The sequence below is a fragment of the Kineococcus xinjiangensis genome (genome assembly GCF_002934625.1).
Classification (GTDB): Bacteria; Actinomycetota; Actinomycetes; order Actinomycetales; family Kineococcaceae; genus Kineococcus_A; species Kineococcus_A xinjiangensis.
In genome coordinates, this window is the sequence record NZ_PTJD01000001.1 from 375,822 (window position 1) to 400,159 (window position 24,338).

Annotated in this window: 27 protein-coding genes; 2 read left to right on the top strand and 25 right to left on the bottom strand. The window is 73.7% G+C overall.

Features of this window, described 5'->3' with window-relative positions:
- Positions 1-55: 55 nt before the first annotated feature.
- A complete protein-coding gene (locus CLV92_RS01740; RefSeq protein WP_104431279.1) occupies positions 56-343 on the bottom strand; it encodes a hypothetical protein in 288 nt (95 codons plus the stop codon).
- A 294-nt stretch (positions 344-637) separates the two neighbouring features.
- On the opposite strand from CLV92_RS01740, the gene nucS reads away from it, so the two are divergent.
- Positions 638-1,321: an endonuclease NucS gene (gene nucS, locus CLV92_RS01745; protein ID WP_104431027.1), complete on the top strand. Its 684-nt coding sequence runs from the start codon at positions 638-640 to the stop codon at positions 1,319-1,321.
- Here nucS and CLV92_RS01750 read toward each other — a convergent pair.
- Positions 1,273-1,656 (bottom strand): STAS domain-containing protein, encoded by a 384-nt coding sequence (locus CLV92_RS01750; RefSeq protein WP_342762177.1) that lies wholly within the window; start codon positions 1,654-1,656, stop codon positions 1,273-1,275. The two genes, nucS and CLV92_RS01750, sit on opposite strands and share 49 nt — an antisense overlap.
- 372 nt (positions 1,657-2,028) lie before the next feature.
- Here CLV92_RS01750 and CLV92_RS01755 point away from each other — a divergent pair, with 372 nt between their 5' ends.
- Positions 2,029-2,355, top strand: a complete 327-nt coding sequence (locus CLV92_RS01755) for a putative signal transducing protein (protein ID WP_104431281.1) — start codon at positions 2,029-2,031, stop codon at positions 2,353-2,355.
- A 76-nt stretch (positions 2,356-2,431) separates the two neighbouring features.
- On the opposite strand, the gene CLV92_RS01760 is transcribed toward CLV92_RS01755, so the two are convergent.
- From CLV92_RS01760 to CLV92_RS01870, 23 genes are all read right to left on the bottom strand, one after another.
- Positions 2,432-2,872: a DUF2550 domain-containing protein gene (locus tag CLV92_RS01760; protein WP_211290762.1), complete on the bottom strand. Its 441-nt coding sequence runs from the start codon at positions 2,870-2,872 to the stop codon at positions 2,432-2,434.
- A 10-nt stretch (positions 2,873-2,882) separates the two neighbouring features.
- Complete coding sequence (locus tag CLV92_RS01765) at positions 2,883-3,167, bottom strand: F0F1 ATP synthase subunit epsilon (protein ID WP_104431028.1); 285 nt, start codon at positions 3,165-3,167, stop codon at positions 2,883-2,885.
- 109 nt (positions 3,168-3,276) lie between these two features.
- Complete coding sequence (atpD, locus tag CLV92_RS01770) at positions 3,277-4,743, bottom strand: F0F1 ATP synthase subunit beta (RefSeq protein WP_104431029.1); 1,467 nt, start codon at positions 4,741-4,743, stop codon at positions 3,277-3,279.
- A gap of 55 nt (positions 4,744-4,798) precedes the next feature.
- Positions 4,799-5,707 carry a F0F1 ATP synthase subunit gamma gene (locus tag CLV92_RS01775; RefSeq protein WP_104431030.1) on the bottom strand — a complete coding sequence of 303 codons (909 nt, stop codon included), beginning with the start codon at positions 5,705-5,707 and terminating at the stop codon, positions 4,799-4,801.
- A 32-nt stretch (positions 5,708-5,739) separates the two neighbouring features.
- Entirely contained in the window at positions 5,740-7,392 is a 1,653-nt protein-coding gene (gene atpA, locus CLV92_RS01780; RefSeq protein ID WP_104431031.1) for a F0F1 ATP synthase subunit alpha, read from the bottom strand.
- Positions 7,393-7,509: 117 nt separating this feature from the next.
- A complete protein-coding gene (locus tag CLV92_RS01785) occupies positions 7,510-8,340 on the bottom strand; it encodes a F0F1 ATP synthase subunit delta (protein ID WP_104431032.1) in 831 nt (276 codons plus the stop codon).
- Positions 8,337-8,906, bottom strand: a complete 570-nt coding sequence (locus CLV92_RS01790) for a F0F1 ATP synthase subunit B (protein WP_104431033.1) — start codon at positions 8,904-8,906, stop codon at positions 8,337-8,339. The genes CLV92_RS01785 and CLV92_RS01790 overlap by 4 nt, the downstream gene beginning before the upstream one ends.
- A gap of 46 nt (positions 8,907-8,952) precedes the next feature.
- Positions 8,953-9,159, bottom strand: a complete 207-nt coding sequence (gene atpE, locus CLV92_RS01795; protein ID WP_104431034.1) for an ATP synthase F0 subunit C — start codon at positions 9,157-9,159, stop codon at positions 8,953-8,955.
- A gap of 58 nt (positions 9,160-9,217) precedes the next feature.
- Complete coding sequence (gene atpB / locus CLV92_RS01800) at positions 9,218-10,006, bottom strand: F0F1 ATP synthase subunit A (protein WP_104431035.1); 789 nt, start codon at positions 10,004-10,006, stop codon at positions 9,218-9,220.
- A gap of 87 nt (positions 10,007-10,093) precedes the next feature.
- A complete protein-coding gene (locus CLV92_RS01805; RefSeq protein WP_104431283.1) occupies positions 10,094-10,330 on the bottom strand; it encodes an AtpZ/AtpI family protein in 237 nt (78 codons plus the stop codon).
- A 20-nt stretch (positions 10,331-10,350) separates the two neighbouring features.
- Positions 10,351-10,821, bottom strand: a complete 471-nt coding sequence (locus tag CLV92_RS01810) for a Cg1360 family ATP-synthase-associated protein (protein ID WP_146099374.1) — start codon at positions 10,819-10,821, stop codon at positions 10,351-10,353.
- A 187-nt stretch (positions 10,822-11,008) separates the two neighbouring features.
- The gene (locus CLV92_RS01815) at positions 11,009-12,253 is read right to left on the bottom strand and encodes a glycosyltransferase family 4 protein (RefSeq protein ID WP_104431037.1); all 1,245 of its coding nucleotides are present in this window, start codon (positions 12,251-12,253) and stop codon (positions 11,009-11,011) included.
- A complete protein-coding gene (locus CLV92_RS01820) occupies positions 12,250-12,987 on the bottom strand; it encodes an L-threonylcarbamoyladenylate synthase (RefSeq protein WP_104431038.1) in 738 nt (245 codons plus the stop codon). The genes CLV92_RS01815 and CLV92_RS01820 overlap by 4 nt, the downstream gene beginning before the upstream one ends.
- Positions 12,988-13,057: 70 nt before the next feature.
- Positions 13,058-13,918, bottom strand: coding sequence for a peptide chain release factor N(5)-glutamine methyltransferase (gene prmC / locus CLV92_RS01825; protein WP_104431039.1), 861 nt, complete (start codon positions 13,916-13,918; stop codon positions 13,058-13,060).
- A gap of 51 nt (positions 13,919-13,969) precedes the next feature.
- Positions 13,970-15,526, bottom strand: coding sequence for a serine hydrolase domain-containing protein (locus CLV92_RS01830; RefSeq protein ID WP_158257094.1), 1,557 nt, complete (start codon positions 15,524-15,526; stop codon positions 13,970-13,972).
- A 5-nt stretch (positions 15,527-15,531) separates the two neighbouring features.
- Positions 15,532-16,017 (bottom strand): ArsR/SmtB family transcription factor, encoded by a 486-nt coding sequence (locus CLV92_RS01835; protein WP_211290763.1) that lies wholly within the window; start codon positions 16,015-16,017, stop codon positions 15,532-15,534.
- Positions 16,018-16,161: 144 nt separating this feature from the next.
- Entirely contained in the window at positions 16,162-17,220 is a 1,059-nt protein-coding gene (gene prfA / locus CLV92_RS01840; RefSeq protein ID WP_104431042.1) for a peptide chain release factor 1, read from the bottom strand.
- 110 nt (positions 17,221-17,330) lie between these two features.
- Positions 17,331-17,543 (bottom strand): 50S ribosomal protein L31, encoded by a 213-nt coding sequence (rpmE, locus tag CLV92_RS01845; protein ID WP_104431043.1) that lies wholly within the window; start codon positions 17,541-17,543, stop codon positions 17,331-17,333.
- A gap of 196 nt (positions 17,544-17,739) precedes the next feature.
- Positions 17,740-19,914: a transcription termination factor Rho gene (gene rho, locus CLV92_RS01850; protein ID WP_104431044.1), complete on the bottom strand. Its 2,175-nt coding sequence runs from the start codon at positions 19,912-19,914 to the stop codon at positions 17,740-17,742.
- 262 nt (positions 19,915-20,176) lie between these two features.
- Complete coding sequence (gene thrB, locus CLV92_RS01855) at positions 20,177-21,127, bottom strand: homoserine kinase (RefSeq protein WP_211290764.1); 951 nt, start codon at positions 21,125-21,127, stop codon at positions 20,177-20,179.
- Positions 21,128-21,167: 40 nt separating this feature from the next.
- Entirely contained in the window at positions 21,168-22,268 is a 1,101-nt protein-coding gene (gene thrC, locus CLV92_RS01860) for a threonine synthase (RefSeq protein WP_104431045.1), read from the bottom strand.
- A complete protein-coding gene (locus tag CLV92_RS01865; protein WP_104431046.1) occupies positions 22,265-23,569 on the bottom strand; it encodes a homoserine dehydrogenase in 1,305 nt (434 codons plus the stop codon). The genes thrC and CLV92_RS01865 overlap by 4 nt, the downstream gene beginning before the upstream one ends.
- A gap of 178 nt (positions 23,570-23,747) precedes the next feature.
- Positions 23,748-24,281: an antibiotic biosynthesis monooxygenase gene (locus CLV92_RS01870; RefSeq protein ID WP_146099388.1), complete on the bottom strand. Its 534-nt coding sequence runs from the start codon at positions 24,279-24,281 to the stop codon at positions 23,748-23,750.
- Between the last annotated feature and the right edge of the window lie 57 nt (positions 24,282-24,338).

Below are 24,338 nucleotides of genomic sequence, written 5' to 3' on the forward strand. Positions count from 1 at the left end.
AGGGACCGTACCGACCGTCGGGGACGGCGCCGCGGCGGGTGGGCGGGTGGAGGGGTCAGCGCCGGCTGCCCCGGGCCCGCCAGCAGCCCCCGTGCCAGTGGCGGCGCTCCTCCATGCCCGCGGCCCGGCTGAAGGTCCCCTCCAGGGGCCAGGCGACGACGTGGGCCTGCCCGGCCGGGATGGACTGCGCGCAGCCGGGACAGCGGTAGGTCTTGGCGGAGGCGGCGCCGGTGACGGCCCGCACCACCCAGTCACCGTCGGGCCCGCTCTCGACCCGCTGCATCCCCACGGGTGCCGGGGAACCCCGGCGGCTCTCGGGTCGTCGGCGGTTGGCGCGCGGCACGCCTCGATCCTCCCGCACGGTGGCGCCCGGGCGCGGCGCCCCCGCCACGAGGGCGATGGCGCCGCGTCCGGCGTCGGGGACACTGCGCTTGCTCGACAGCGTCACCGGGCACTAGCCGCGGCGGTGTCCCCTCCACACCACCGAGGCTGCACCCGGTCCGATGTGTAGACGTCGCGGGGGCCCGTTCCGTTACACGTTCGGCAGGATCGATCCAGAACTTGCACCCAGCGTGTCAATCAGTTCACGGAGGGCGAGGATTCGGGCTGCTGGGCGCGGGCAACTACCCTCCTGCCCGTGCGCCTCGTCATCGCCCGCTGCTCCGTCGACTACGCCGGCCGCCTCAGCGCCCACCTGCCCCTCGCCACGCGCCTGCTCCTGGTGAAGGCGGACGGCAGCGTGCTCGTGCACTCCGACGGCGGCTCCTACAAGCCGCTGAACTGGATGAGCCCGCCGTGCCGGCTCACCGTGGCGCCGGGCGGGGACGGCGGCGTGGTGGAGACGTGGACGGTGCAGCACGCCAAGACCGACGACCGGCTGATCGTCTCCGTGCACGAGGTCCTGCACGACTCCAGCCACGAGCTGGGGGTCGACCCCGGCCTCGTCAAGGACGGCGTGGAGGCGCACCTGCAGGCCCTGCTGGCCGAGCACATCACCACGCTCGGCGAGGGCTACCAGCTGGTCCGCCGGGAGTTCCCGACCGCCATCGGGCCCGTCGACATCCTCGCCAAGGGGCCCGACGGCGGCAGCGTCGCCGTCGAGATCAAGCGCCGCGGTGAGATCGACGGCGTGGAGCAGCTGACCCGCTACCTGGAGCTGCTCAACCGCGACCCGCTCCTGAGCCCGGTCACCGGGGTGTTCGCCGCTCAGGAGATCAAGCCGCAGGCACGGGTCCTCGCGACCGATCGCGGGATCCGCTGCCTGACCCTGGACTACGACGCCCTGCGCGGCATGGACGACGGCACGTCCCGGTTGTTCTGAAGCAGCTCCCGCGTCGGCAGCATCCGGACCTGCGCCGCCGAGGCCGGCGACAGAGGCAGCACCCGGTGCAGCTTCGTCACCCGCAGCAGCCGGAGCACCGGCCCGGGGACGTCCTCCAGCACCAGGCGCCTGCCCCTGCGCTGGGCGCGGCGGTGCGCCCCGACGAGCACGCCGAGGCCCGTGGCGTCCGCGATGTGCGTGCCGTCGAGATCGGCGTGGAGGTCTCCCGTCCCGCCGTCGACCGCGCGGTGCAGCACCGCCCGGATGTCCGGGACCGAATGGACGTCCAGGCGCCCGCGCAGCCGGACGAGACGTCCTGGTTCTTCTTCCACCACGTACCCGCGCTCGACGACGTCGACACGCAGGTCCGCGGTCCGTGCAGCGATCTGCATCGCCATGCAGTCCTCCCCCGAGGAAGCCGGCCTGAGCCGGCGAGTGCTGTTGCGACCTGTCCTGACGTGCGGTCCCCGCACCTGCCGGCGCGGAGCCGTACTCCCTGTGACGCTGCTGACGGCCCGCCGGTTGCACCTCCTCAGCGACTTCTCGCCGACTGCTCCGGGCGCACCGTTGCGCCGTGGGCACAGACTGCCATCATCTGCCACCGCTGTGTCACGAAATGTGCCGAGCGTTGTGGATCGGTGACCTGCTGCCACGCCGGTCCCGGCGATGGGCGGGCCCGCTCAGGGGGTGGGGCGCACACTGTGTCCGTGCCCTGGGGCGGATACCACTACCTCTTCGGACCCGTCGTGGCTCTGGCCGTCGTCGCCGTCCTGGCACTGCTGCTGCGCTGGGGGTTCTCCTCAGGCTCCTCCCTCGTGCAGCGCAGGCCGTCGCGGGGCCGTGAGGGCGAGTACGGGTTGCTGGAGGTGGTCGCAGCACCACCCGGGCCGGCGGAGGCGGAGGTGCTGCGAGGGCGGCTGGAGGACGCGGGCATCCGGGCCACGCTGGTCCCCACGACCGACGGGCCGCGCCTGATGGTCTTCCCCGAGGACGCGCCACGGGCGCGTCAGCTGCTGCGCGGCCCGACGGGCTGAGGACGGCACCGCGGGTCGGCGCCGTCGTCACGGGCGGGCGCGCGGGTGCAACGGGCGCCCGTGGGCGCGACGCGGGTCAGGCGACGTTGGTGTTCTGTCCGGGCGGAGCGGATTCGAGCCACGAGGCGAAGCCCGTGTAGGCGTCCCGGCTCATCGCCATCTCGAGGTCGTCCCCGCGGTGGCGGCACTCCACGACGATGGCCCCCGGCTGGACCGCCAGTGCCTCACCGCCCACGGGCTCGCGCCGCCCCACCACGTCGAGCGCCCCCCGCGCGAAGCTGCACGAGGGGCGGACGGAGAACGAGAACATCCGGTACCAGTCGAGGCGGTCGACCTCGTAGCGAGCCACTCCCAGCGCCCAGTGCCGCCCGCTGCGGCCGATCGTGCGGACGGAGCAGTCGAACGTCCCGATGCGCCCGACCAGGGCACGACGCCTGAGGACCACCACCACGAGCGACAGGACGCTCAGGAGGATGAGGCCCCCGAGGATCTCCAAGGGGAGCAGCAGGTGCTCCACAGGCGCGAGGTCAGTGCCCGGACTGCGTGGCCGGGGACCCGCCGCCGACCTGGACGCTCTCGGCCACGAGCGTGACCGTGTCGTGGTCGACGGAGAGGAAACCACCGTCCACGTGCGCGGTGATGCCGTTGCCGCCGGCGGTGATGACCACCTCACCACTGCCGAGGATGGCGAGCAGCGGCTCGTGCCCCGCCATGATCCCGATCTCGCCATCGGCGGTGCGGGCGCGCACCATCGTCGCCTCGCCAGACCAGACCTGCCGGTCGGCGGCGACCAGCTCGACCTGCAGAGCCACGCGTTCCTCCTCCGTCGTCGTTCGTGCATCGTAGGCGGTCGTCGACCGCCCACGGTCGTGCCGGGGCGGCCCGCACGGTTCGTGCGGGCCGCCCCTGAGAGGCTCGGCCTCAGTGGCCGCCGGTCTCCTTCTGGATGCGGGCCCAGTTGCGCTCCACGTCCTCGAGGCCACCGACGTTGAAGAACGCCTGCTCCGCGATGTGGTCCAGCTCGCCGTCGCAGATCTTGGAGAAGCCCTCGATGGTGTCGCGCAGCGGAACCGTCGAGCCGGGGACGCTGGTGAACTTCTCCGCCATGTAGGTGTTCTGCGAGAGGAACTGCTGGATGCGCCGCGCGCGGCTCACCGTCAGCTTGTCCTCCTCCGACAGCTCGTCGACACCGAGGATGGCGATGATGTCCTGCAGCTCCTTGTTGCGCTGCAGGATCTGCTTCACGCGCACCGCGGTGTTGTAGTGGTCCTGGCTGATGTACAGCGGGTCCAAGATGCGCGAGGTCGACGCCAGCGGGTCCACCGCGGGGTAGAGACCGCGCGAGGCGATCTCGCGGGAGAGCTCCGTGGTGGCGTCGAGGTGCGCGAACGTCGTCGCCGGCGCCGGGTCGGTGTAGTCGTCCGCGGGGACGTAGATCGCCTGCAGCGAGGTGATCGAGTGGCCCCGGGTGGAGGTGATGCGCTCCTGCAGGACGCCCATCTCGTCGGCCAGCGTCGGCTGGTAGCCCACGGCGGAGGGCATGCGGCCGAGCAGGGTCGACACCTCGGAACCGGCCTGGGTGAAGCGGAAGATGTTGTCGATGAACAGGAGCACGTCCTGCTTCTGCACGTCGCGGAAGTACTCCGCCATCGTCAGCGCCGACAGCGCCACGCGCAGGCGGGTGCCCGGCGGCTCGTCCATCTGCCCGAAGACGAGGGCGGTCTTGTCGAAGACGCCCGCCTCCGCCATCTCACCGATGAGGTCGTTGCCCTCACGCGTGCGCTCACCGACGCCGGCGAACACCGACACACCGCCGTGGTCCTGGGCGACGCGCTGGATCATCTCCTGGATGAGGACCGTCTTGCCGACGCCCGCACCACCGAAGAGGCCGATCTTGCCGCCGAGGACGTAGGGGGTGAGCAGGTCGATGACCTTGATGCCGGTCTCGAACATCTCGGTCTTCGACTCGAGCTGGTCGAAGCTGGGCGCCTTGCGGTGGATCGGCCAGCGCTCGGTGACCTCGAGCTTCTCGCCCGGCTCGAGGTTGAGGCACTCGCCGATGGCGTTGAACACGCGGCCCTTGGTGACGTCGCCGACGGGCACCGAGATCGGGGCGCCGGTGTCGCGGACGGGGGCGCCGCGGACCATGCCGTCGGTCGGCTTCATGGAGATGGCGCGGACCATGTTCTCGCCGAGGTGGGAGGCCACCTCGAGCGTGATCGTGGCCGTCTGCCCGCCCAGCGTCACGTCGACGTGCAGGGCGTTGTTCATGTCCGGCATGGACTCGGGGGAGAACTCGACGTCCACGACCGGTCCGATGACGCGGGCGATGCGGCCGGTCGCGCCACCTCCGGTGGTGCTCGTCGCTTCGGTGGCGGTAGCGGTCATGATCGCTCCTCGGTGGTGATCATCTGGATGGTCGTCGTCTGGGGTGCGCGGTGCGTCAGTGCGCGGAGCCGGCAGAGGCGAGCGCGTCGGCGCCGCCGACGATCTCGGTGATCTCCTGGGTGATCTCCGACTGCCGCGCGTTGTTGGCGAGGCGCGTCAAGTTCTTGACGAGCTCCTCCGCGTTGTCGGTGGCGCTCTTCATCGCCCGCTGCCGGGCGGCCAGCTCGGACGCCGCCGCCAGCAGGAGGCAGTTGAAGATGCGGCTGGTGACGTACTGCGGCAGGAGCTGGTCGAGGACGTCCTCGGCGCTGGGCTCGAACGTGTAGAGCGGCGCGAGGTCTCCGTCGCCGGGCGCCTCCACCCCCTCCACGACCTCCAGCGGCGCCAGGCGGATGACCCGCGGCTCCTGGGTCACCATGTTGACGAAGTGCGTGTAGACGACGTGGATCTCGTCGACACCGCCCTCCGCCTCGTCCGTGGCGAAGTCGGCGACGAGGCGGTCACCGATCTCCTTGGCGTTCTCGAACGCCGGCTTGTCGGTGAAGCCCGCCCACTCCGCGGTGATGTCGCGGCGCCGGAAGCGGTAGAACGCCGCGGCCTTGCGACCCACGAGGTAGGGCAGGACCTCCTTGCCCTCCTCGCGCAGCGTCGCGGCGAGCCGCTCCCCCTCCTTGAGCACGTTGGAGGAGTACGCCCCCGCGAGGCCGCGGTCGCTGGTCAGCAGGACCAGCGCCGCGCGCCGCACGTTGGGCTTCTCGGTGACGAGCGGGTGGTCGAGGGTGCTGTTCGCCGCCGCGGCCGACACCGCGCGGGTCAGGGCACGGGCGTAGGGCGAGGACGCCCGGACCGCCGCCTGGGCCTTGACGATCCGCGACGCCGCGATGAGCTCCATCGCGCGAGTGATCTTCTTGGTCGCCTGCACCGAGCGGATCTGCCGCCGGTAGGCGCGCAGCTGGCCTGCCATCTCCTAGCCCTCCTGCCTCGTCCGGACGATCGTCACTTGGCGGCGTGCGCGCCACCGCGCTTGGCGGTGGTGATCCGCTCCTGCTGGACGTCGTCCGCGTCGACGCGGCCCTGCTCCTGCTCCTGCGGGACCGGGGCGCTGTCGCCGCCGAACTGCGGCCGGAAGGCCTTCAGCGCCTGGCTCAGCGCCGCCTTGTTGTCGTCGTCGAGGACCTTCGACTCGCGGATCCCCTGCAGGATCCCGCCGTGCTGGCGGCGCAGGTGGTCCAGGAACTCGCGCTCGAAGCGCAGGACCTGGTTGACGGGGACGTCGTCGAGGCCACCGGTGGTGCCCATCCAGACGGAGACGACCTGCTCCTCGACGGGGTAGGGCGAGTACTGCGGCTGCTTGAGCAGCTCCACCAGGCGGGCACCGCGCTCGAGCTGGCGGCGGGAGGCCGCGTCGAGGTCGGAGGCGAACATCGCGAACGCCTCCATGGAGCGGTACTGCGCCAGGTCGATCTTCAGCGTCCCGGAGACGGCCTTCATCGCCTTGATCTGCGCGGCACCACCGACGCGGGACACCGAGATGCCGACGTCGATCGCGGGGCGCTGGTTGGCGTTGAAGAGGTCGGACTGCAGGAAGATCTGCCCGTCCGTGATGGAGATGACGTTGGTGGGGATGTACGCGGAGACGTCGTTGCCCTTGGTCTCGATGAAGGGAAGCCCCGTCATGGATCCGCCGCCGAGCTCGTCGGACAGCTTCGCGCAACGCTCCAGCAGCCGGGAGTGCAGGTAGAAGACGTCACCCGGGTAGGCCTCGCGGCCCGGCGGGCGGCGCAGCAGCAGCGACACGGCGCGGTAGGCCTCGGCCTGCTTGGACAGGTCGTCGAACACGATCAGGACGTGCTTGCCGCCGTACATCCAGTGCTGGCCGATGGCCGAGCCGGTGTAGGGGGCCAGGTACTTGAAGCCCGCGGGGTCGGACGCCGGGGCGGCGACGATGGTCGTGTACTCCATCGCGCCGGCCTCCTCGAGGGAGCGGCGGACGCCCGCGATGGTGGAGCCCTTCTGGCCGATCGCGACGTAGATGCAGCGGACCTGCTTCTTCGGGTCGCCGGACTCCCAGTTCGCGCGCTGGTTGATGATCGTGTCCAGCGCGATGGCGCTCTTGCCGGTCTGACGGTCACCGATGATCAGCTGACGCTGGCCGCGACCGATCGGGATCATGGCGTCGATGGCCTTGATGCCGGTCTGGAGGGGCTCGCGCACCTCCTGGCGCTGCACGACCGTGGGGGCCTGCAGCTCCAGTGCGCGGCGGGTCTCGGCCTCGATCGCGCCCTTGCCGTCGATCGGGTTGCCCAGGGGGTCCACGACGCGGCCGAGGTAGTTGTCGCCCACCGGCACGGACAGGACCTCACCGGTGCGGTGGACCTCCTGGCCCTCCTCGATGGTCGAGAAGTCGCCGAGGACGACGACACCGATCTCGCGGACGTCGAGGTTCAGGGCGAGGCCGAGCGTGCCGTCCTGGAAGCGCAGGAGCTCGTTGGCCATGCAGGAGGGCAGGCCCTCCACGCGTGCGATGCCGTCGCCGGCTTCGGTGACGCGCCCGACCTCTTCGCGCGCGGCGGTGCCGGGGTCGTACGACGCCACGAAGGCGTCGAGCGCGTCCCGGATCTCCTCCGGGCGGATGGTCAGCTCGGCCATGTGATGCCCTGCTCTCCTTGGTGGTGGTGCGCTGTTCGGGATGGTGGAGCGCTGTTCATGGTGCCGCCTCGGGTGGGGCGGCTGCGGGGCGCGCTGTCGTGCGGAGCGCCTCGTGGTTCAACCAGCGAGGCGGCGCTTTGCTTCCGCGAGCCGGGTGCTGACCGTCCCGTCGATGACCTCGTCACCGATGGAGACGCGCAGGCCGCCCAGGACGTGGGGGTCGACGTCGACGTTGAGCCGCACCGAGCGGCCGTACGTGCGCTCCAGTCCCGCGGCCAGGCGCTGGTGCTGCTGCTCGGTGAGCGGGACGGAGGACACCACGTGCGCGACGAGCAGCTGCCGGCGCGCGGTGATGACCTGCAGGTACCGCTCCAGGACCCGCTCGGCGCGCAGGCCGCGCGGTGCGGTCGCGGCCCGCCTCGCCAGCTGGACCGACTCCGGTGCGGCCCGGTGCGCCAGCAGGCGGGAGACGAGCTCCGCCCGGCTGGCCGCCGGGGCGCTGCGGTCCGCGAGCGCGTCGCGCAGCTGAGGGGTGCCCCCGATGGTGCGGGAGAACCGGAAGAGCTCGTCCTCCAGCGTCTCGATCCGCCCGGAGCGCTCGGCCTGGGCGGCGACCGCGACCACCGCGAGGCGCTCCGTGGCGTCGGCCATGTCGCGCGCGGCGGCCCAGCGGCCCTCGGCGAGGGCGGCCGTGACCTCCACCGCCGGCTGACCGACGCGCCCGCCGAAGACCCGCCGCACGAACTCCGCCTTGGCGGAGGCCGGGCGGGCGGGGTCGGTGAGGGCGCGGCGCAGCGCGACGGAGTCGTCGAGCAGGGACGTGACCGCGAAGAGGTCCTCGCCCGTGCGGCCGGCGTCCGCCAGCGGGTCGGCGAGCCAGCGCTCGAGGACCTCCGCGGCCCGGGCGAGGCTGACCCGCCCGGTGCCGGAGGTGATGCCCTCGCTCATCGCGAGGTCACCGTGGGGGTCTGCTCGAGGTCGGCGAGGAAGCGGTCCACCGTCCCGCGGCGACGGACCTCGTCGTGCAGGGACTCACCGACGATGCGCGAGGCGAGGTCCGTGGCGAGGCGGCCGACCTCCTGGCGCAGCTGCACCATGGTCTGCTGCCGCTCGGCCTCGATCTGCGCGCGGGCGTTGGTCGTGATGCGCTCGGCCTCGGCCTGCGCCTGCTGGCGCATCTCCGCGACGATGGCCGCGCCCTGCTGGCGGGCCTCCTCGCGGATGGCGTTGGCCTCACCGCGGGCGTCGGCGAGCTGCGCGCGGTACTGCTCCAGCGCGGCCTGGGCCTCGGCCTGGGCCCGCTCGGCCTTCTCGACGTTGCCCTCGATGGCCGCACGGCGCTCGGCGAACATCTTCTCGAGCCGCGGAACGACCTTCTTCGCCACGATCGCGTAGAGGATGACGAAGAAGATGATCCCGACGATCAGCTCGCCGGTGTGCGGAAGGACCGGGAGTTCGGGGTTGCCCGGGACCTCCGCCGTCGAGGCAGCGAGTGCGAGTGCTGCGTGCTGCACGGTTCCTCCTCAGGAACTCAAGGGCGGCTTGGCGAGAGGGCGCCGGTCAGCTGAAGACGAAGGCGAGGGCGATGCCGAAGATGGCGAGCGCCTCCGCGAGGGCGAAGCCGAGGATGGCGATCGACTGGAGCATGCCGCGGGCCTCGGGCTGACGGGCGACGCCGTTGATGTAGGCGGCGAAGATGAGGCCGATGCCGATGCCGGGGCCGATGGCGGAGAGGCCGTAGCCCACGATCGCGAGGTTGCCGTCCAACGCTCTGTTCCTTTCGTTGTCGACGCGCGGAGAAGGCGTCGAGGGTGGGGCGGGTGGGTCAGTGCTCGTCGGCGAGGGAGCCGGCGATGTAGGTGGCGGCGAGCATCGTGAAGACGTACGCCTGGAGGAACTCGACCAGCAGCTCGAACACCGTCAGGACGAAGGCCATGAGGAAGGTCGGGATGGAGACCAGCTTCAGGGCGATGCCGCCGTGCAGGAGCATGTACTCCGCGCCGAGGATGAAGAGCACGAGGATGATGTGGCCGGCGAACATGTTGCCGAAGAGCCGCAGCGCCAGGGTCACCGGGCGGGTGACGAAGAAGGTCAGCAGCTCCAGCAGGAACACCAGCGGCACGATCCAGGTCGGGAGACCGGCGGGGACCATGCTCTTGAAGTAGCCGCCGAGGCCCTTCCGCTTGATCCCGACGAAGTGGTAGACGACGAACACGAACAGCGTCAGCGCGAGCGGGAACGCGATGCGGCTCATCGTCGGGTACTGGATCGGCGGGATGATGCCGAACAGGTTGTTCACCAGGATCAGCGTGAAGAGCGAGAAGAGCAGGGGCACGAACTTCAGGAAGTCATGGCTGCCGATGATGTCGCGTGCCAGGCCGTTGCGGACCAGGCCGTAGACGGCCTCGACCGTCATCTGCCGCTTGCCCGGCACCACCGCGAGCCTCTTGGTGGCCCAGAGCAGGACCGCCGCGATGAGCACGACGGACAGGGCGTAGACGATCGCGGGTCGCGTGATGGCGAAGGCGCCACTGCCGATGAGGGGCTGCCAGAAGGTCTCCGCACTGGGAGCTTCGAAGGTCTCACCCGCTGCGGCCAGCACTCGCAGGCTCACGTCATCTCCTCCGTGCGAACGTCGTCATGGGTGCGGGAGCCTGTGCGGCGCAGAGAGCGCGGCCCCCACGAGGTGCGGGACCGGCGATCAGTGCGTACCGTACCGGAGCCACACGTAGTACAAGGTCAGGGCGATGCCCAGGATCAGGCCGATCCCGACCAGGAAGCTCGTTCCGAGCCACCTGTCGAGGCCCCAGCCGGCGCCACCACCGAGGAGCATCCCGGCGAGCAGGTTGGCGGAGACGTTCCAGGCGACCGACTCCTCCAGCCGCGGCCTGCCCGCGTCCTCCGGCGATGTGTCGCCCGGCTTCCAGTCGCTGGTCATCTCGGCCCGAACGGTAGCAGTCACGCACGCCGCCCCCCGGCTCCGGACTCGTCCGGCGCGGCGCCACCGGCGCCGGCCGCGAAGACGGGGATGCGCAGGCGCACGAAGCCCCGCATCTCCGCGGCGAGCCAGACGACGGCCGTGACGAGGACTGCGAGGCCCAGCACCTGGGCGTCGACCCAGGCGACGCGGGTGAGCAGCAGCATGGCGAGCCCCAGCAGGACGATCTTGACGGTGTAGACGGCGAGGGCCACCACCAGGACGAGCTGGGGGTTGGCCCGCGCGGTCCGCCGCATGACGACCAGCCGGGCACCGAAGAACAGGATGACGATGGCCGAGCCGAGGAGCGCGGAGCCCACGCTGCCCGATCCGCGCAGGAGCCCGGCAGCGACGGCGCAGAGCGCGGCGGCAGCGATCGACGGAACCGCGGACCGGCGCAGAAGGATGCCGAAGGCGTCCTCCATGCGCACACCTGCGGCGCTGTCGCTCACTGGGCTGCTCTCCGTCGTCGGCGGGTCGTCGGGGGGTTCCGGCTCGTCGGCGATGCCGCAGACCCCGGCAGCGGGTCCATGCGGCTACTTTGTGAACGCTATCACAAGCTCAGCGCCCGGCTTCGCGCCCGCAGAGGCCCTGCGGTGTCGCGCTCGTCACGTCCGCCCGCCCCCGCCGAGGCCCCCGTCACGGGGTGGGCGAGCGCCTCTCGGCGACCTGCGGCGCACCGCCCTGCGTACTCGCGGACTCCCCCGGAGCGGTGCGCTGCGGTCCCGACGCAGCGACCCCCGCGGCCGTCGCCACCCGCGTTGCCCCGGAGCCGGCGGCGGAACCGCGGGCCTCCGGACTGCGCCACCACAGCGGCAGGAACGTCAGCGCCAGCACGACCAGCGCAGCACCGAGGGCGACGAGCAGGGCCGTCGACAGCGGCAGGAACGCCGACGCCGACACGCCGAAGCTCAGCGCCGCCGCCCAGGAGTACATGACCAGCACCGCCACCCGGTGGGAGTGCCCCAGCTCCAGCAGCCGGTGGTGCAGATGCTGCTTGTCGGGATGCCAGAACGCCCGCCCCGCCCGGGTGCGGCGCACCACCGCCAGCAGCATGTCCCCGAGCGGGACGAGCAGCACGGCGATGGGCAGGACCAGGGGGAAGAACGCCGGGGCGATCCGCTGGCTGGAGACCAGCTCGGGGTCCACGGTGCTCGTCGCGGCGATCGTGGAGGAGGCCAGCAGCAGCCCCAGCAGCATCGAGCCGCTGTCCCCCATGAACACCCGGGCCGGGTTGAAGTTGTGCGGCAGGAACCCCAGGCAGCAGCCGACCGTCGCGGCGGCGACCAGCGTCGCGAGGGAGGAGTAGTCGTCCGGCGGCCCCTGCCGCTGCAGGGCGTAGGAGTAGCCGAAGAACGCCACGGCGCCGATCCCGACGATCCCCGCGGCCAGCCCGTCCAGGCCGTCGACGAAGTTCACCGCGTTGATGGTGACCACGACGCCGAGGACGGTCAGCAGCAGCATCGTCTGGCTCGACAGCAGCGTCACGCCACCGACAGGCAGCGAGAGCAGGCGGATCCCCTGCCAGCCCATGACCCCCGCCGCGAGGACCTGCCCCGCGAGCTTCGTCACCGCGTCGAGCTGCACGATGTCGTCGACCACGCCGACCGCACAGACGATGGTGGCGCCGACGAGGACCCACAGCGGCCCGGACTCCGCCTCGAAGACGCGCGCGAGGAACGGCGTCCGGCTGGCGACGAGGAACGCCGCCCCCAGTCCCAGCAGCATCGCGACCCCGCCCATGCGCGGGATGGGCACCGCGTGCACGTCGCGGTCGCGCACCGGGGTCATCGCCCCGACGCGCTGCGCGCAGCGGCGCACCAGCGGCGTCGTGAGGTACGTCACCGCCGCGGCGACGATGAGGACGAGCAGGTAGGCCCTCACCCCGCGTCCTCACCTCCGCGCGTCCGCTCCTGCTCCCCCGTCGTCGCCCCACCGGCGGGCTCGTCCGGCCCGGACTCCGGCTCGGACTCCGGCTCGGCCCAGCCGTCGGGGACGACCTCGCGCAGCCGCTCCTCGCTCAGCGCGCCGAGGCGGAGGATGCGCAGCGTGCCCGTGGTGGCGTCCACGATGGTCGAGGCCTCCCCGTGCTCGGCGGGACCCGCCTCGAGGTAGACGGAGACGGAGTCGCCGAGCTGCTCCTCCGCCTCGGCGCCGGTGGTGGCGGCGGGCCGGCCGGACAGGTTGGCGCTGCTGACCGCCATCGGCCCGGTCCGGCTGAGCAGCTCCAGCGCCACCGGGTGCAGCGGCATCCGCACCGCCACCGTGCCGTGCGTGTCGCCCAGGTCCCACGTCAGCGACGGCTGCGCGCGGCAGACGATCGTCAGGGGCCCCGGCCAGAAGGCGTCCACGAGCTCCCGCACCGCGAACGTCACCGCCGTCGCGAGCCCGTCGAGGGTGCGGACCTCCGGCACCAGCACGGGCGGTGGCATGGCACGTCCGCGGCCCTTGGCCTCGAGCAGCCTCTGGACCGCGGCCGGTGAGAAGGCGTCCGCGCCGATGCCGTAGACGGTGTCCGTGGGCAGCACGACCAGCTCGCCGCGCTGCACGGCGCTGTGGGCGGCGCTGAGCCCCCGCCGCCGCGCATCGGGATCGGTGCAGTCGAACCGTCGCTTCACAGGCCGCAGTCTGGCACTGCCGGGCCTCCACCTCCGCCAGCGCCGAGCCGTGATGGTGGGCCGAGCTGCGTCAGCGGCGCCGCGCGGACGTGGCCCGGGAGCGGCCCGTCAGATCGGCGTGTCCGCTCACCTCGGCCCAGTGCGGGCCGGCGAGCGCGGCGGCCGCCGCCTCCGCCTGCACCTCGGCGTGCTCCCAGACGAGGTAGCCCCCGGGGCGCAGCAGGCGCGCCGCGGCGGCGATGACGCGCCGCGGCACCTCCAGCCCGTCCTCTCCCCCGCCGTACAGGGCGAGCTCCGGATCGTGGTCGCGCACCTCCGGGTCGACGGGCACGGCACCGGGCGGCACGTAGGGCGGATTGCTCACGACGACGTCGACCGCTCCGTCGAGCTCGGGCAGGGCGCGGTGCGCGTCGCCGAGGCGCAGGTCGACCCCGGGGGCGAGCGCGGCGACGTTGCGCTCGGCCCACGCGTGCGCCATCGGGTCGAGCTCCACGGCGTGCACGCGGGCCCCGGGCACCTCCATCGCGACGGCGATCGCGATCGCCCCGGATCCGGCGCAGAGGTCGACCACCACCGGCGCCTCACCGCAGCGCAGCGCCTCCGCCACGGCGAGGCCCGCCACGACCTCCGTCTCCGGCCGCGGCACGAACACGCCCGGGCCCACGGCGAGCTCGACGCCCCGGAACGGGGCACGACCGGTGAGGTGCTGCAGCGGCACCCGGGCCGCGCGCTGCTCCAGCAGCCGCTCGAAGCGCTCGGCGACGTCGCCGGGTACGGGTTCGCCCAGGACGGCGAGCACCCGCAACCGTGCAGGCTCGACGCCCGCGGCGTGGGCCAGGAGCAGCTCCGCGTCCGCCCGGGCGCTGCCGACGCCCGCCGCGTCGAGGCGCTCGGCTGCGGCGGACAGGAGGGCGGGGACGGTGGCGCTCACCCGGAGGAGCCTGCCAGTCCGCCGCCGGCCCTCCACCGCGGCCCGCACGGTTCAGTGCAGCAGGACGGCGGCGAGGACGGCGACGGACACCAGGACGCCGGCCCCGCCGGAGATCCAGCGCAGCGCCCGGTGCCGCCGCGGCCAGCCGACGGCGCGCCACCGGACCACCAGCAGCAGGCCACCGGCCGCGCTCACGCCCACCGCCGCCGACCAGGCCGCAGGAGGCACCACCTGCCAGGCGCCCACCTGCCGGACCACCGCGAGCACGGCGGCCGAGGACAGCAGGGCGCCGACGATGCGCAACCGGTCCGGAAGCTGCGCTGCCCTGGTGGCGTGCCGGCGCAGGGCGGGCAGGAGGACGCCCAGGGGTGCCACGACCAGCAGGCCGAGCGTCACCAGCACCAACGGCGACCTCCAGGGCACGGACCGGGCGGTCCGCGGCTCGCCCGGGACGTCCAGCCCGAGCAGCCGCAGCGCCACGGTCTGGGTGTCCGCCACCGACGGGGCGACGACGGCCACCGAGCGGCCGGTGGCCGGGTCGACCGCGACGGAGGCTGCGGCGCCGCCGACCGCGCCGTTGGTGAGCAGGACGTCGCGGCCGTCGAGCTGCGCGGTGTACCAGCCCCACCCCGTCCGCATGCCCTGCTGGTCCGTCGGGTGCCGCGGCAGCACCGCGTCCTGGCCCGGGGCACGTCCGGCGGCGACCGCGGCGGCCAGGCGGCCGAGGTCCTCCGCGGTGGACCAGACACCGGCCCCGGCGGGGGCGCTGCCGGCGGACGTCCACGGCTCGGCCGGCAGCCCGTTGGCGCTGCGCTGGTGCGCGCGGCCGGCCGGCAGCGGCTGCGGGGTCGCGCTCGTCGCGTGCATGCCGAGCGGTTCGAGGACCCGCGTGCGCAGCAGTTCCGGGTACGGCAGGCCCGCCCGCTCGGCCAGCGCCCAGCCGAGGAGGGCCGCGCCCAGGTTGGAGTAGGCGTACTCGCCGCGCTCGCCGCGCAGCTCGGTGTCGGCCGCAGCCTGCAGGAGGGAGGCGGGGGTGTGCCCGGCGTAGGGGTTGCCGTGGGTGACGCCGACGAGGAGGCCGCGCAGGAGGGTGGACTCGTCCAGGCGGGGCAGGCCGGAGCGGTGGGTGGCCAGCTCCGCGAGGGTGGTGCGCGCCAGTTCCGGCGGCAGGTCCTTGTCGGCGTGGACCTCACCGAGGGTCGTGGTGGGCGTCACCTCGCCGCGGCGGACGGCGTCGGCGAGGAGGAGGCCCGTCAGCGACTTGGTGACGGAGCCGATCTCCTGCGGGGTCGTGGCGGTCATGGGCCGGCGGCGGCCGGGGCGGGTGTCGGCGTTCCCCACGGCGGCCGTGGCGGTGCCGTCGGGGCCGCTCACGGAGGCGGCGATCCCCTGCGACGGCACGCCCTGCGCGGCGGTGCGCAGCCGGTCGGCGAGGGCGGGGTCGCCGCTGGAGACGTCGGAGAGCGCGGGCGGCCGCGGCAGCACGAGGAGGCAGGCGGCCGCGGCGAGCAGCCCGGTCAGGGTCGCGAGCAGAGCGGTGCGGGGGCGGTGCGGTGGGAGGCGCAGCTGCGGCGCGGTGGGGGCGGGGGCGGTGCGGAGGGCGGGCACGGCGATCACCTCAGTCCGGCGGTGGCGAGCAGGGTGAGCAGCGGGACGACGCGGGCGCCGGGCACGGCGTACGTGCCGCGTGCGGAGGCCTCGAGCCAGCCGGCGGCGACGAGCTGGCGCAGGTGGTGGTAGAGCTGCCCGGTGGTGCCGAGGCCCTCGGCGAGCTCCGCGACGGTGCGGCGGCCGTGGAGCACCTTGCCGAGCAGGGACAGCCGCACCGGGTGGGCCAGCGCGCTGAGCGCGGGGGCCGCGGCGCTGAGGTCGGCGCTGAGGAGCTCGCCGGCGTCGACGGTCTCCTGCCACAGGTAGGACTCCCCCGTCGGCAGGTCGACGGCTCCGGTGAACAGCACCTGCGAGCGGCCCTGCGCGCGTCGGCGCAGCTCGTCCAGCGCCCAGAACTCGTCGCGCGCCAGGGGCGAGGAGGTGTCGGCCAGCCTCGCTTCGAGCGCTGCAAGGCGCTTCTCCACATCCTCCCAGCGTTTGTCGTCCACGACGGTTAAACTACGTGAATCCGTAGTTGATGTAAACATCCCGTAGAACGACGCTGGGCGGGGACGTTCCGCGGGGCGACGCGGGTGCGTCGCCTGCGGAACGTCCCCGCCCAGCGGGGTCCAGGAGGTGCGGAGCGAGAGCGGTCAGGAGGTGGCGGCCGCCAGCTGGGCCGCCTCGTCGGCGTCCACGCACGACTGGATGACCGGGTCGAGGTCCCCGGCCAGCACCTGGTCGAGGTTGTAGGCCTTGAAGCCGGTGCGGTGGTCGGCGATGCGGTTCTCGCCGAAGTTGTAGGTGCGGATCCGCTCGGAGCGGTCCACCGTGCGCACCTGCGAGCGCCGCGCCTGCGACGCCTCCGCGTCGGCCACCTCCTGCGCCGCGGCGTGCAGCCGCGCCCGCAGGATCCGCAGCGCCTGCTCGCGGTTCTGCAGCTGGGACTTCTCGTTCTGGCAGGACACCACGATGCCCGTCGGCAGGTGCGTGATCCGCACCGCGGAGTCGGTCGTGTTGACGCTCTGCCCGCCCGGACCGGAGGAGCGGAAGACGTCGATGCGCAGGTCACCCGGGTCGACGGCGACCTCGACGTCCTCCGCCTCGGGGAGGACGAGCACCCCCGCGGCGGAGGTGTGGATGCGGCCCTGCGACTCCGTGACGGGCACGCGCTGCACGCGGTGCACCCCGCCCTCGTACTTCAGCCGGGCCCAGACCCCGCCGCTGCGGGCCTTGACGGCCACGGAGACGTCCTTGTAGCCGCCGAGGTCGCTCTCGGTGGCGTCGAGCAGCTCCGTCTGCCAGCCCTGCCGCTCCGCGTAGCGCAGGTACATCCGCAGCAGGTCCGCGGCGAAGAGGGCCGACTCCTCCCCGCCCTCCCCGGCCTTGATCTCCAGGATCACGTCCCGGGCGTCGTCCGGGTCCCGCGGCAGCAACTGCCGGCGCAGGACCTCCTCCGCTCGGGCGGCGGCAGCCTCCAGCCCGGGCAGCTCGGCGGCGAAGTCGGGGTCGGCCGCGGCCAGCTCCCGGGCGGCCTCGGCGTCCTCGCGGGCGCGCTGCCATGCGGCGTGGGCCTCGACGACGCCGGACAGCTCCGAGTACCGACGCCCCAGGGCCCGCGCCCGCGCCTGGTCGGCGTGGACCTCCGGGTCGGCGAGCCGCCGCTCCAGCTCGGCGTGCTCCGCCAGCAGGGGGTGCACCGCTTCGAACACTCAAAGCCTCCAGGACCGCGCGACCTGTGCCTGCCGTCCGGCGGGAGCGCCGGGACGGCGAACGGCGCCGGCCCCCCGCTGCCGCGGGAGACCGGCGCCGTCCGGTACGACTACTTGGCGGCCTTCTTGCCGTACCGCTGCTGGAAGCGCGCGACGCGGCCACCGGTGTCGAGGATCTTCTGCTTGCCCGTGTAGAACGGGTGGCAGGCGCTGCAGACGTCGGCCTTGATCTCCTTGTTCGACGTGCTGCGCGTGGTGAACGAGTTGCCGCAGGTGCAGGTCACCTGGGTCTCGAAGTACTGCGGGTGGATCCCGTTCTTCATGTCTGCTCCTCCGCTGCGTGTGCCCCGGGTCGCCCCACCGTTCGGCGGGCACGGGAGCCGGGGCCGGCGTCGCCCAAGTCTGGCACAGCCGGGCGCTCCCGCTGGACAACCGCGGGCGCGGGCGGATCCTTCCCGCCCGCGCCCGCGGTGCCCTCGTCGAGTGGCCGGACTCAGCGGCCCGGCTCGTCGGCGCGGCTCAGACCTCGTCGCCGTCCTTGCTGATGGACGGCGTCGTCTTCTGGATCTGCATGAGGAACTCGAGGTTGTTGCGGGTCTTCTTCAGCCGGTCGAGCATCAGCTCGATCGCCTGCTGGGGGTCCAGGGCGGTGACCACGCGGCGCAGCTTCCAGACGATCTGGAGCTCCTCGCGGCTCATGAGGATCTCCTCGCGACGGGTGCCGGAGGCCGGCACGTCGACCGCGGGGAAGATGCGCTTGTCGGCCAGCTGGCGCGACAGTCGCAGCTCCATGTTCCCGGTGCCCTTGAACTCCTCGAAGATGACCTCGTCGGCCTTGGAGCCGGTGTCGACCAGCGCCGTGGCGAGGATGGTCAGCGAGCCGCCGTTCTCGATGTTGCGGGCGGCGCCGAAGAACCGCTTCGGCGGGTAGAGCGCACTGGAGTCCACACCACCGGACATGATCCGCCCGCTCGCCGGGGCGGCGAGGTTGTAGGCGCGACCCAGGCGGGTGATGGAGTCCAGCAGGACGACCACGTCGTTGCCGAGCTCGACGAGCCGCTTGGCCCGCTCGATCGCCAGCTCCGCGACGGTGGTGTGGTCGTCGGCGGGCCGGTCGAAGGTCGAGGCGATGACCTCCCCCTTGACCGTCCGCTGCATGTCCGTGACCTCTTCGGGACGCTCGTCGACGAGGACGACCATGAGGTGGCACTCGGGGTTGTTCGTGGTGATCGCGTTGGCGATCGCCTGCAGCACCATCGTCTTGCCCGCCTTGGGCGGGGAGACGATGAGGCCGCGCTGCCCCTTCCCGATCGGGGACATCAGGTCGATGATCCGGGTGGTGAGCACGTTGTGCTCGGTCTCCAGCCGGAGCCGGTCCTGGGGGTAGAGCGGGGTCAGCTTGTTGAAGTCGGGCCGGCGGCGGGCCTCGTCCGGATCGGCACCGTTGATGGAGTCCACGCGCACCAGCGCGTTGAACTTCTGGCGCTGGTTCTGCTGCTCGCCCTCGCGGGGCTGGCGCACGGCGCCGGTGACGGCGTCGCCCTTGCGCAGGCCGTGCTTCTTGACCTGGCCGAGGGAGACGTAGACGTCGTTGGGTCCGGGCAGGTAGCCGGAGGTGCGGACGAAGGCGTAGTTGTCGAGGACGTCGAGGATGCCGGCGACCGGCAGGAGGACGTCGTCCTCGCTGATCTCCGGCTCCGTCTCCGGTGCGCCCTCGACCCGGCCACCGCGCCGCTGCTTGCGGTCGCGGTAGCGGCTGCGCCGCCCGCGGCGGCCGCCCTCGTCGTCCTCGCCGCCACGGTCGGGACCGCCACGCTCCTGGCCGCCACGCTCCTGGCCGCCACGCTCCTGGCCGCCACGCTCCTGGGCACCGCGCTCCTGGGCACCGCGCTCCTGGGCACCGCGCTCCTGGGCACCGCGCTCCTGGGCACCGCGCTCCTGGGCACCGCGGTCGCCGCGGGCCTCCTGGCCGCCACGGTCGGGACCCCCACGCTCCTGGCCGCCACGGTCGCCGCGGGCCTCCCGGTCGCCGCGCTCGGGACGGCCCTCGCCGCGCCCGTCGCGCTCCTGGTCCGCGCGCGCCTCGACGACCGGCAGCTGCTGCTGGTCCGAGCCCTCGCGGGCGGTCTCGCGGTTGCGCTCGCCGCGGCGGGAGCGCTCGCGCCGCGAGGGGCGCTCACCCTCCGTGCGGATCGGGCGGTCACCGACGAGGCTCTCCAGGGTCGGGACGACCGGGGCCTCGATGCGGCGCTCGGCGGACTCCCCGGGGTTCACCACCGGCGGCAGCTCGATGACGGGACGCTCCTCGGCGCCGTCGCGACCCGTCTCGGCGGCAGCGGCGGGCGCCTCGGCGCGGGGGGCGACCGGCTCGGCCGCGCGCACGTCGGCGGCAGCGCCCTCGGGGGCCGCCTCGCGGGCGGGCGCCTCGGGCTGGGCCGCAGCGCCCGCGGGAGCGCTGGCCCGGCGGGCGCGGGGAGCCGGGGCGCTGGGCACGCCGGCCTGGTGCTCGCGGATGGCGTTGAGCAGGTCGAGCTTGCGCATGCGTCCGGTGCCGGCGATGCCGAGCTGAGCGGCGAGCTCCTGCAGCTGCGGCAGGCGCAGGGCGGAGAGGTTGCCGGAGCGGGGGGCGGTCTCGGCCGCGGGCGCTGCGCCGTCGGCGGCGTCCGTCGCAGCGGTGTCGGTGGTGTTGGTCACGAAGGTCCTTCCCCCTCGTCAGCGACGGGCCATCAGATCGGCCAGGTCGCGATGTCTGCCCTGCAGACGGACAGGTGAACGGTGAGCCACGGGTGCGGGAGGTGCACAGATGCGCGGCGTCATACCCTGGAGCGGACCTCGATGGGGCCGAGCGACCGGGTGCCGGCATGCGCGCCGGCTGCCCGGGGCCGGGCGTCCACCGATTGGGACGTCCGCTGCGGTACGTGGCCAATGTAACACCCGCATCGCCCGCTCACGCCTCTTACCCCCACTGCACCCCGGCCGTGTCGACGTCGAGCTGCAGGCAGCGCCACCCGGCGGCCGCCTCCGCGACCACGGCGCGCTCGGCGCCGCGGGCGAGCACGAGCAGGCTCGGCCCGGCCCCGGAGACCACGACCGGCAGGCCGCGCTCGCGCAGGGCGGCCATCAGCGCGGCGGTCGCGGGCATCGCCGGGGCGCGCTGCGCCTGGTGCAGCCGCTCCTCCGTCGCCTCGGCCAGCAGGTGCGGCGCCGCGGTGAGCGCGTGCACGAGCAGCCCGGCGCGGCCGGCGGTGAACGCGGCGTCGGTGTGCGGGATCGTCTCCGGCAGCAGGGCGCGGGCCCGGGAGGTGGCCAGCTCCTCCTGCGGCACCAGCAGGACCGGACGCACGTCGGGGTGCACGTCGAGGCGGACGGCGCGCACGGCGCCCGCGGTGCACCAGGCCAGCGTGAACCCGCCGAGCACCGCCGGCGCCGCGTTGTCGGGATGGCCCTCGAGCCGGGCGGCCTCCGCCAGCACGCGATCGCGCGCCGTGCCACCCGCATCCTGCGGGAACCCCGCGGCGGCCAGCAGCGCCTGGGCGGCCGCGACGGCGGAGACGACGGCCGCAGCCGAGCTGCCGAGACCACGACCGTGTGGGATGTCGTTGCGGCACAACAGCTTCAACCCGGGCGCGGGCATCCCCGCGGCGGCCAGTTCCGCCAGCACGGTGCGCGCCACCAGGTGCCGCTCGTCGAGGGGGACGGTGCCGGCCCCCTCCCCCTCCACCAGCACCTCCAGGCCGGCGGGGACCACCTCGACGCGCAGGGTGTCGTGGAGCGCGAGCGCCAGGCCGAAGGCGTCGAAGCCGGGGCCGAGGTTGGCGCTGGTGGCGGGGACCGTCACGTCGACGGCGAGACCGACCGGCAGTGCCGCCACGGCACCGCCGGCCCGGGCGCCGGGGGCGGCCGTCACGACCCGCCCCTCGGCGCGGCGTTCCCGGGGGCGACGGCCCTCACAGCTCGAGGCCGAGGGCGCGGGCGATGGTCACCGCGTCCGGCTGGACCCGCACGGGCTCCACGGCGCGCCGCTGCCCGTCCTCGGCACCGGCCATCTCCAGCGCCCACTGCGGGTCCTTCAGCCCGTGGCCGGTCACCGTCACGACGATGCGCTGCCCGGCCTCCACCTCACCGGCCTCGGTGGCGGCGAGCAGTCCGGCGACGCCCGCGGCGGAGGCCGGCTCGACGAAGACGCCCTCGCGGGAGCTGAGCCAGCGGTGGGCGGCCAGGATCTGCTCGTCGGTGACGGCGTCGATGCGCCCGCCGGAGTCGTCGCGGGCGGCGACGGCGGTGTCCCAGGAGGCGGGGTGGCCGATGCGGATCGCCGTGGCGATGGTCTCGGGCTGGTCGACGGGGTGCCCCTTGACGAAGGGCGCGGCCCCGGCGGCCTGGAACCCCCACATCCGCGGGCGGCGGGTGGCGCCGCCGTCCTCGGCGTACTCGCGGTAGCCCTTCCAGTAGGCGGTGATGTTGCCGGCGTTGCCGACGGGGAGGCAGTGGATGTCCGGGGCGTCGCCGAGGACGTCGACGATCTCGAAGGCGGCCGTCTTCTGCCCCTCGATGCGGAAGGGGTTCACCGAGTTGACCAGCTCGACGGGGTACGCCTCGGCGAGCTTGCGCGCCTGGGTCAGGCAGTCGTCGAAGTTGCCGTCGACCTGCAGGAGGGTGGCGCCGTGCGCGATCGCCTGGCTGAGCTTGCCGAGGGCGATCTTGCCGTCGGGCACGAGGACGGCGCAGCGCATCCCGGCGGCGGTGGCGTAGGCCGCGGCCGAGGCGGAGGTGTTGCCGGTGGAGGCGCAGATGACGGCCTGCGCCCCGTGCTCCTTGGCCTTGGAGATGGCCATCGTCATGCCGCGGTCCTTGAAGGAGGCGGTCGGGTTGCAGCCCTCGACCTTCAGCCACACCTCGCAGGAGGTGCGCTCCGAGAGGTGCCGCGCCGGGACGAGCGGGGTGCCGCCCTCACCCAGGGAGACGACGGGGGTGGCGTCGGTGACGGGGAGCCGCTCGCGGTACTCCTCGATCAGGCCCCGCCACACGTGCGCCCTGCTGCCGCTCAACGGTCGTCCCCTCCCTCGACCCGCAGCACGCCGGCCACGGAGTCCACGATGTCCAGCTCTCCCAGTTCGTCGACCGTGGCCGACAGCGCCGCGTCCGGCGCGGTGTGCGTGACGACGACGAGGACGGCGCGCCCGGCGTCGTCCTGCCGCTGCTGCACGGTCTCGATGGACACGCCGTGCTTGGCGAAGACGCCGGCGACCTGCGCCAGCACGCCCGGGCGGTCCGCCACGTCCAGGCGGACGTGGTAGCGGGTGCGGACGTCGCGCATCGGCAGCAGCGGCAGGTCGGCGTAGGCGGACTCCCCCGGCCCGCGCCCGCCGGTGACCCGGTGGCGGGCCACGGCGACGACGTCGCCGAGGACGGCGCTGGCGGTGGGGCGGCCACCGGCTCCGGGGCCGTAGAACATCAGCTGCCCGGCGGCCTCCGCCTCGACGTAGACGGCGTTGTAGGCCTCCCGCACCCCCGCGAGCGGGTGCGTCAGCGGCAGCATCGCCGGGTGCACGCGCACGGAGACGGCGTCGCCGCCGTCCGCGCCGGTCACGCGCTCGCAGATGGCCAGCAGCTTCACGACGCAGCCCTGCTGCTGGGCGGCGCGCACGTCGGCGGCGCTGACCTCGGTGATGCCCTCGCGGTGCACGTCGGCGGCGCTGACGCGGGTGTGGAAGGCGAGGGAGGCGAGGATGGCGGCCTTGGCGGCGGCGTCGAAGCCCTCGACGTCGGCGGTGGGGTCGGCCTCCGCGTAGCCCAGCGCCTGGGCCTGCTCCACGGCCTCGGCGAAGCCCGCACCGGTGCTGTCCATCTTGTCGAGGACGTAGTTCGTGGTGCCGTTGACGATGCCGAGCACCCGCGTGACCCGGTCGCCGGCCATCGACTCCCGCAGCGGACGCAGCAGCGGGATCGCCCCGGCCACGGACGCCTCGTAGTAGAGGTCCACGCCGTGCTTGGCCGCCGCCTCGAAGAGGGTGGGGCCGTCCTCCGCGAGGAGGGCCTTGTTGGCGGTCACGACGCCGGCGCCGTGCTCCATCGCCCGCAGGATGAGGGCGCGGGCGGGCTCGATGCCGCCGATGACCTCCACCACCACGTCGGCGCGGGCGACGAGCGCATCGGCGTCCGTGGTCAGCAGGGCGGGGTCGACGCCGAGGTCGCCCCGGTCGCGTCCCAGGCGCCGCACGGCGATGCCGGTGAGCTCCAGCGGGGCGCCGACGCGGGCGGTGAGTTCCTCGGCCTGGCTCGTGAGCAGGCGGGCGACCTCCGTGCCCACGACCCCGCATCCCAGCAGCGCGACCTTCAGGGGTTCCACCTGGTACGTCCTCTCGTCCCCGACTCCGACCGGCACCGATGCGTCCAGCCCTTGCACCGCCGGCACCCTCGGGACCTGCGGTTCCGGGGCGCTGCGGCGGGGTCAAGCCTCTCACTGCGCCGGACCGGCCAGCGAGCAGCGGGGCCCGGGTCGCCCGCCGGGCGGCTCGTGCGCGGGCTCACCCGGGAGCCCGGGGGCCGCGGCGGGCGGCGCGCCAGGGCGCCGGGCGCCCCTGCAGCCACCGCTCCAGCGCCCGCGTGACGCGCGGCAGCACCAGGTAGGTCATGACCGGGATGAGGCAGACGGTGGTGAGGAAGGTCCGCAGGACCACGTTCACGTCGGCGAGGACGCGCCCGAGGGTGACGCTGGCGAGCAGGCTCAGCGGGAAGAAGCCCAGCCAGATCACCACCATCTGCTTCCGCCGCGGCGGCACGCGCGGCGCGACCTCCACGGTGGCCGCGGCGGGAGCCTCGAACCAGCCCTCGATGCCGGTGCGGCGCTCGACGCGGGTGTGCTCGACGATGCCCTGCGCGGAGGCCAGCCACCAGCTCCGCTGCGCGGAGCGCTCCCAGCGCTGCAGGGCCTCGGCGTCACCGAAGCGGTAGAGCATGTGCCACTCCCGCCGCCCCGGGGGCGGGCGCAGCCAGCCCGCACCGAGGAAGCCCTCGAACGTCTCCGCGAGCGTGGAGCCGGCGTGCACCCACGCCAGCATCTCCGGGGCGCGCGCCGGGTCGGCGAGGCGCGTGACCGCGACCGTCACCGGCCCGCC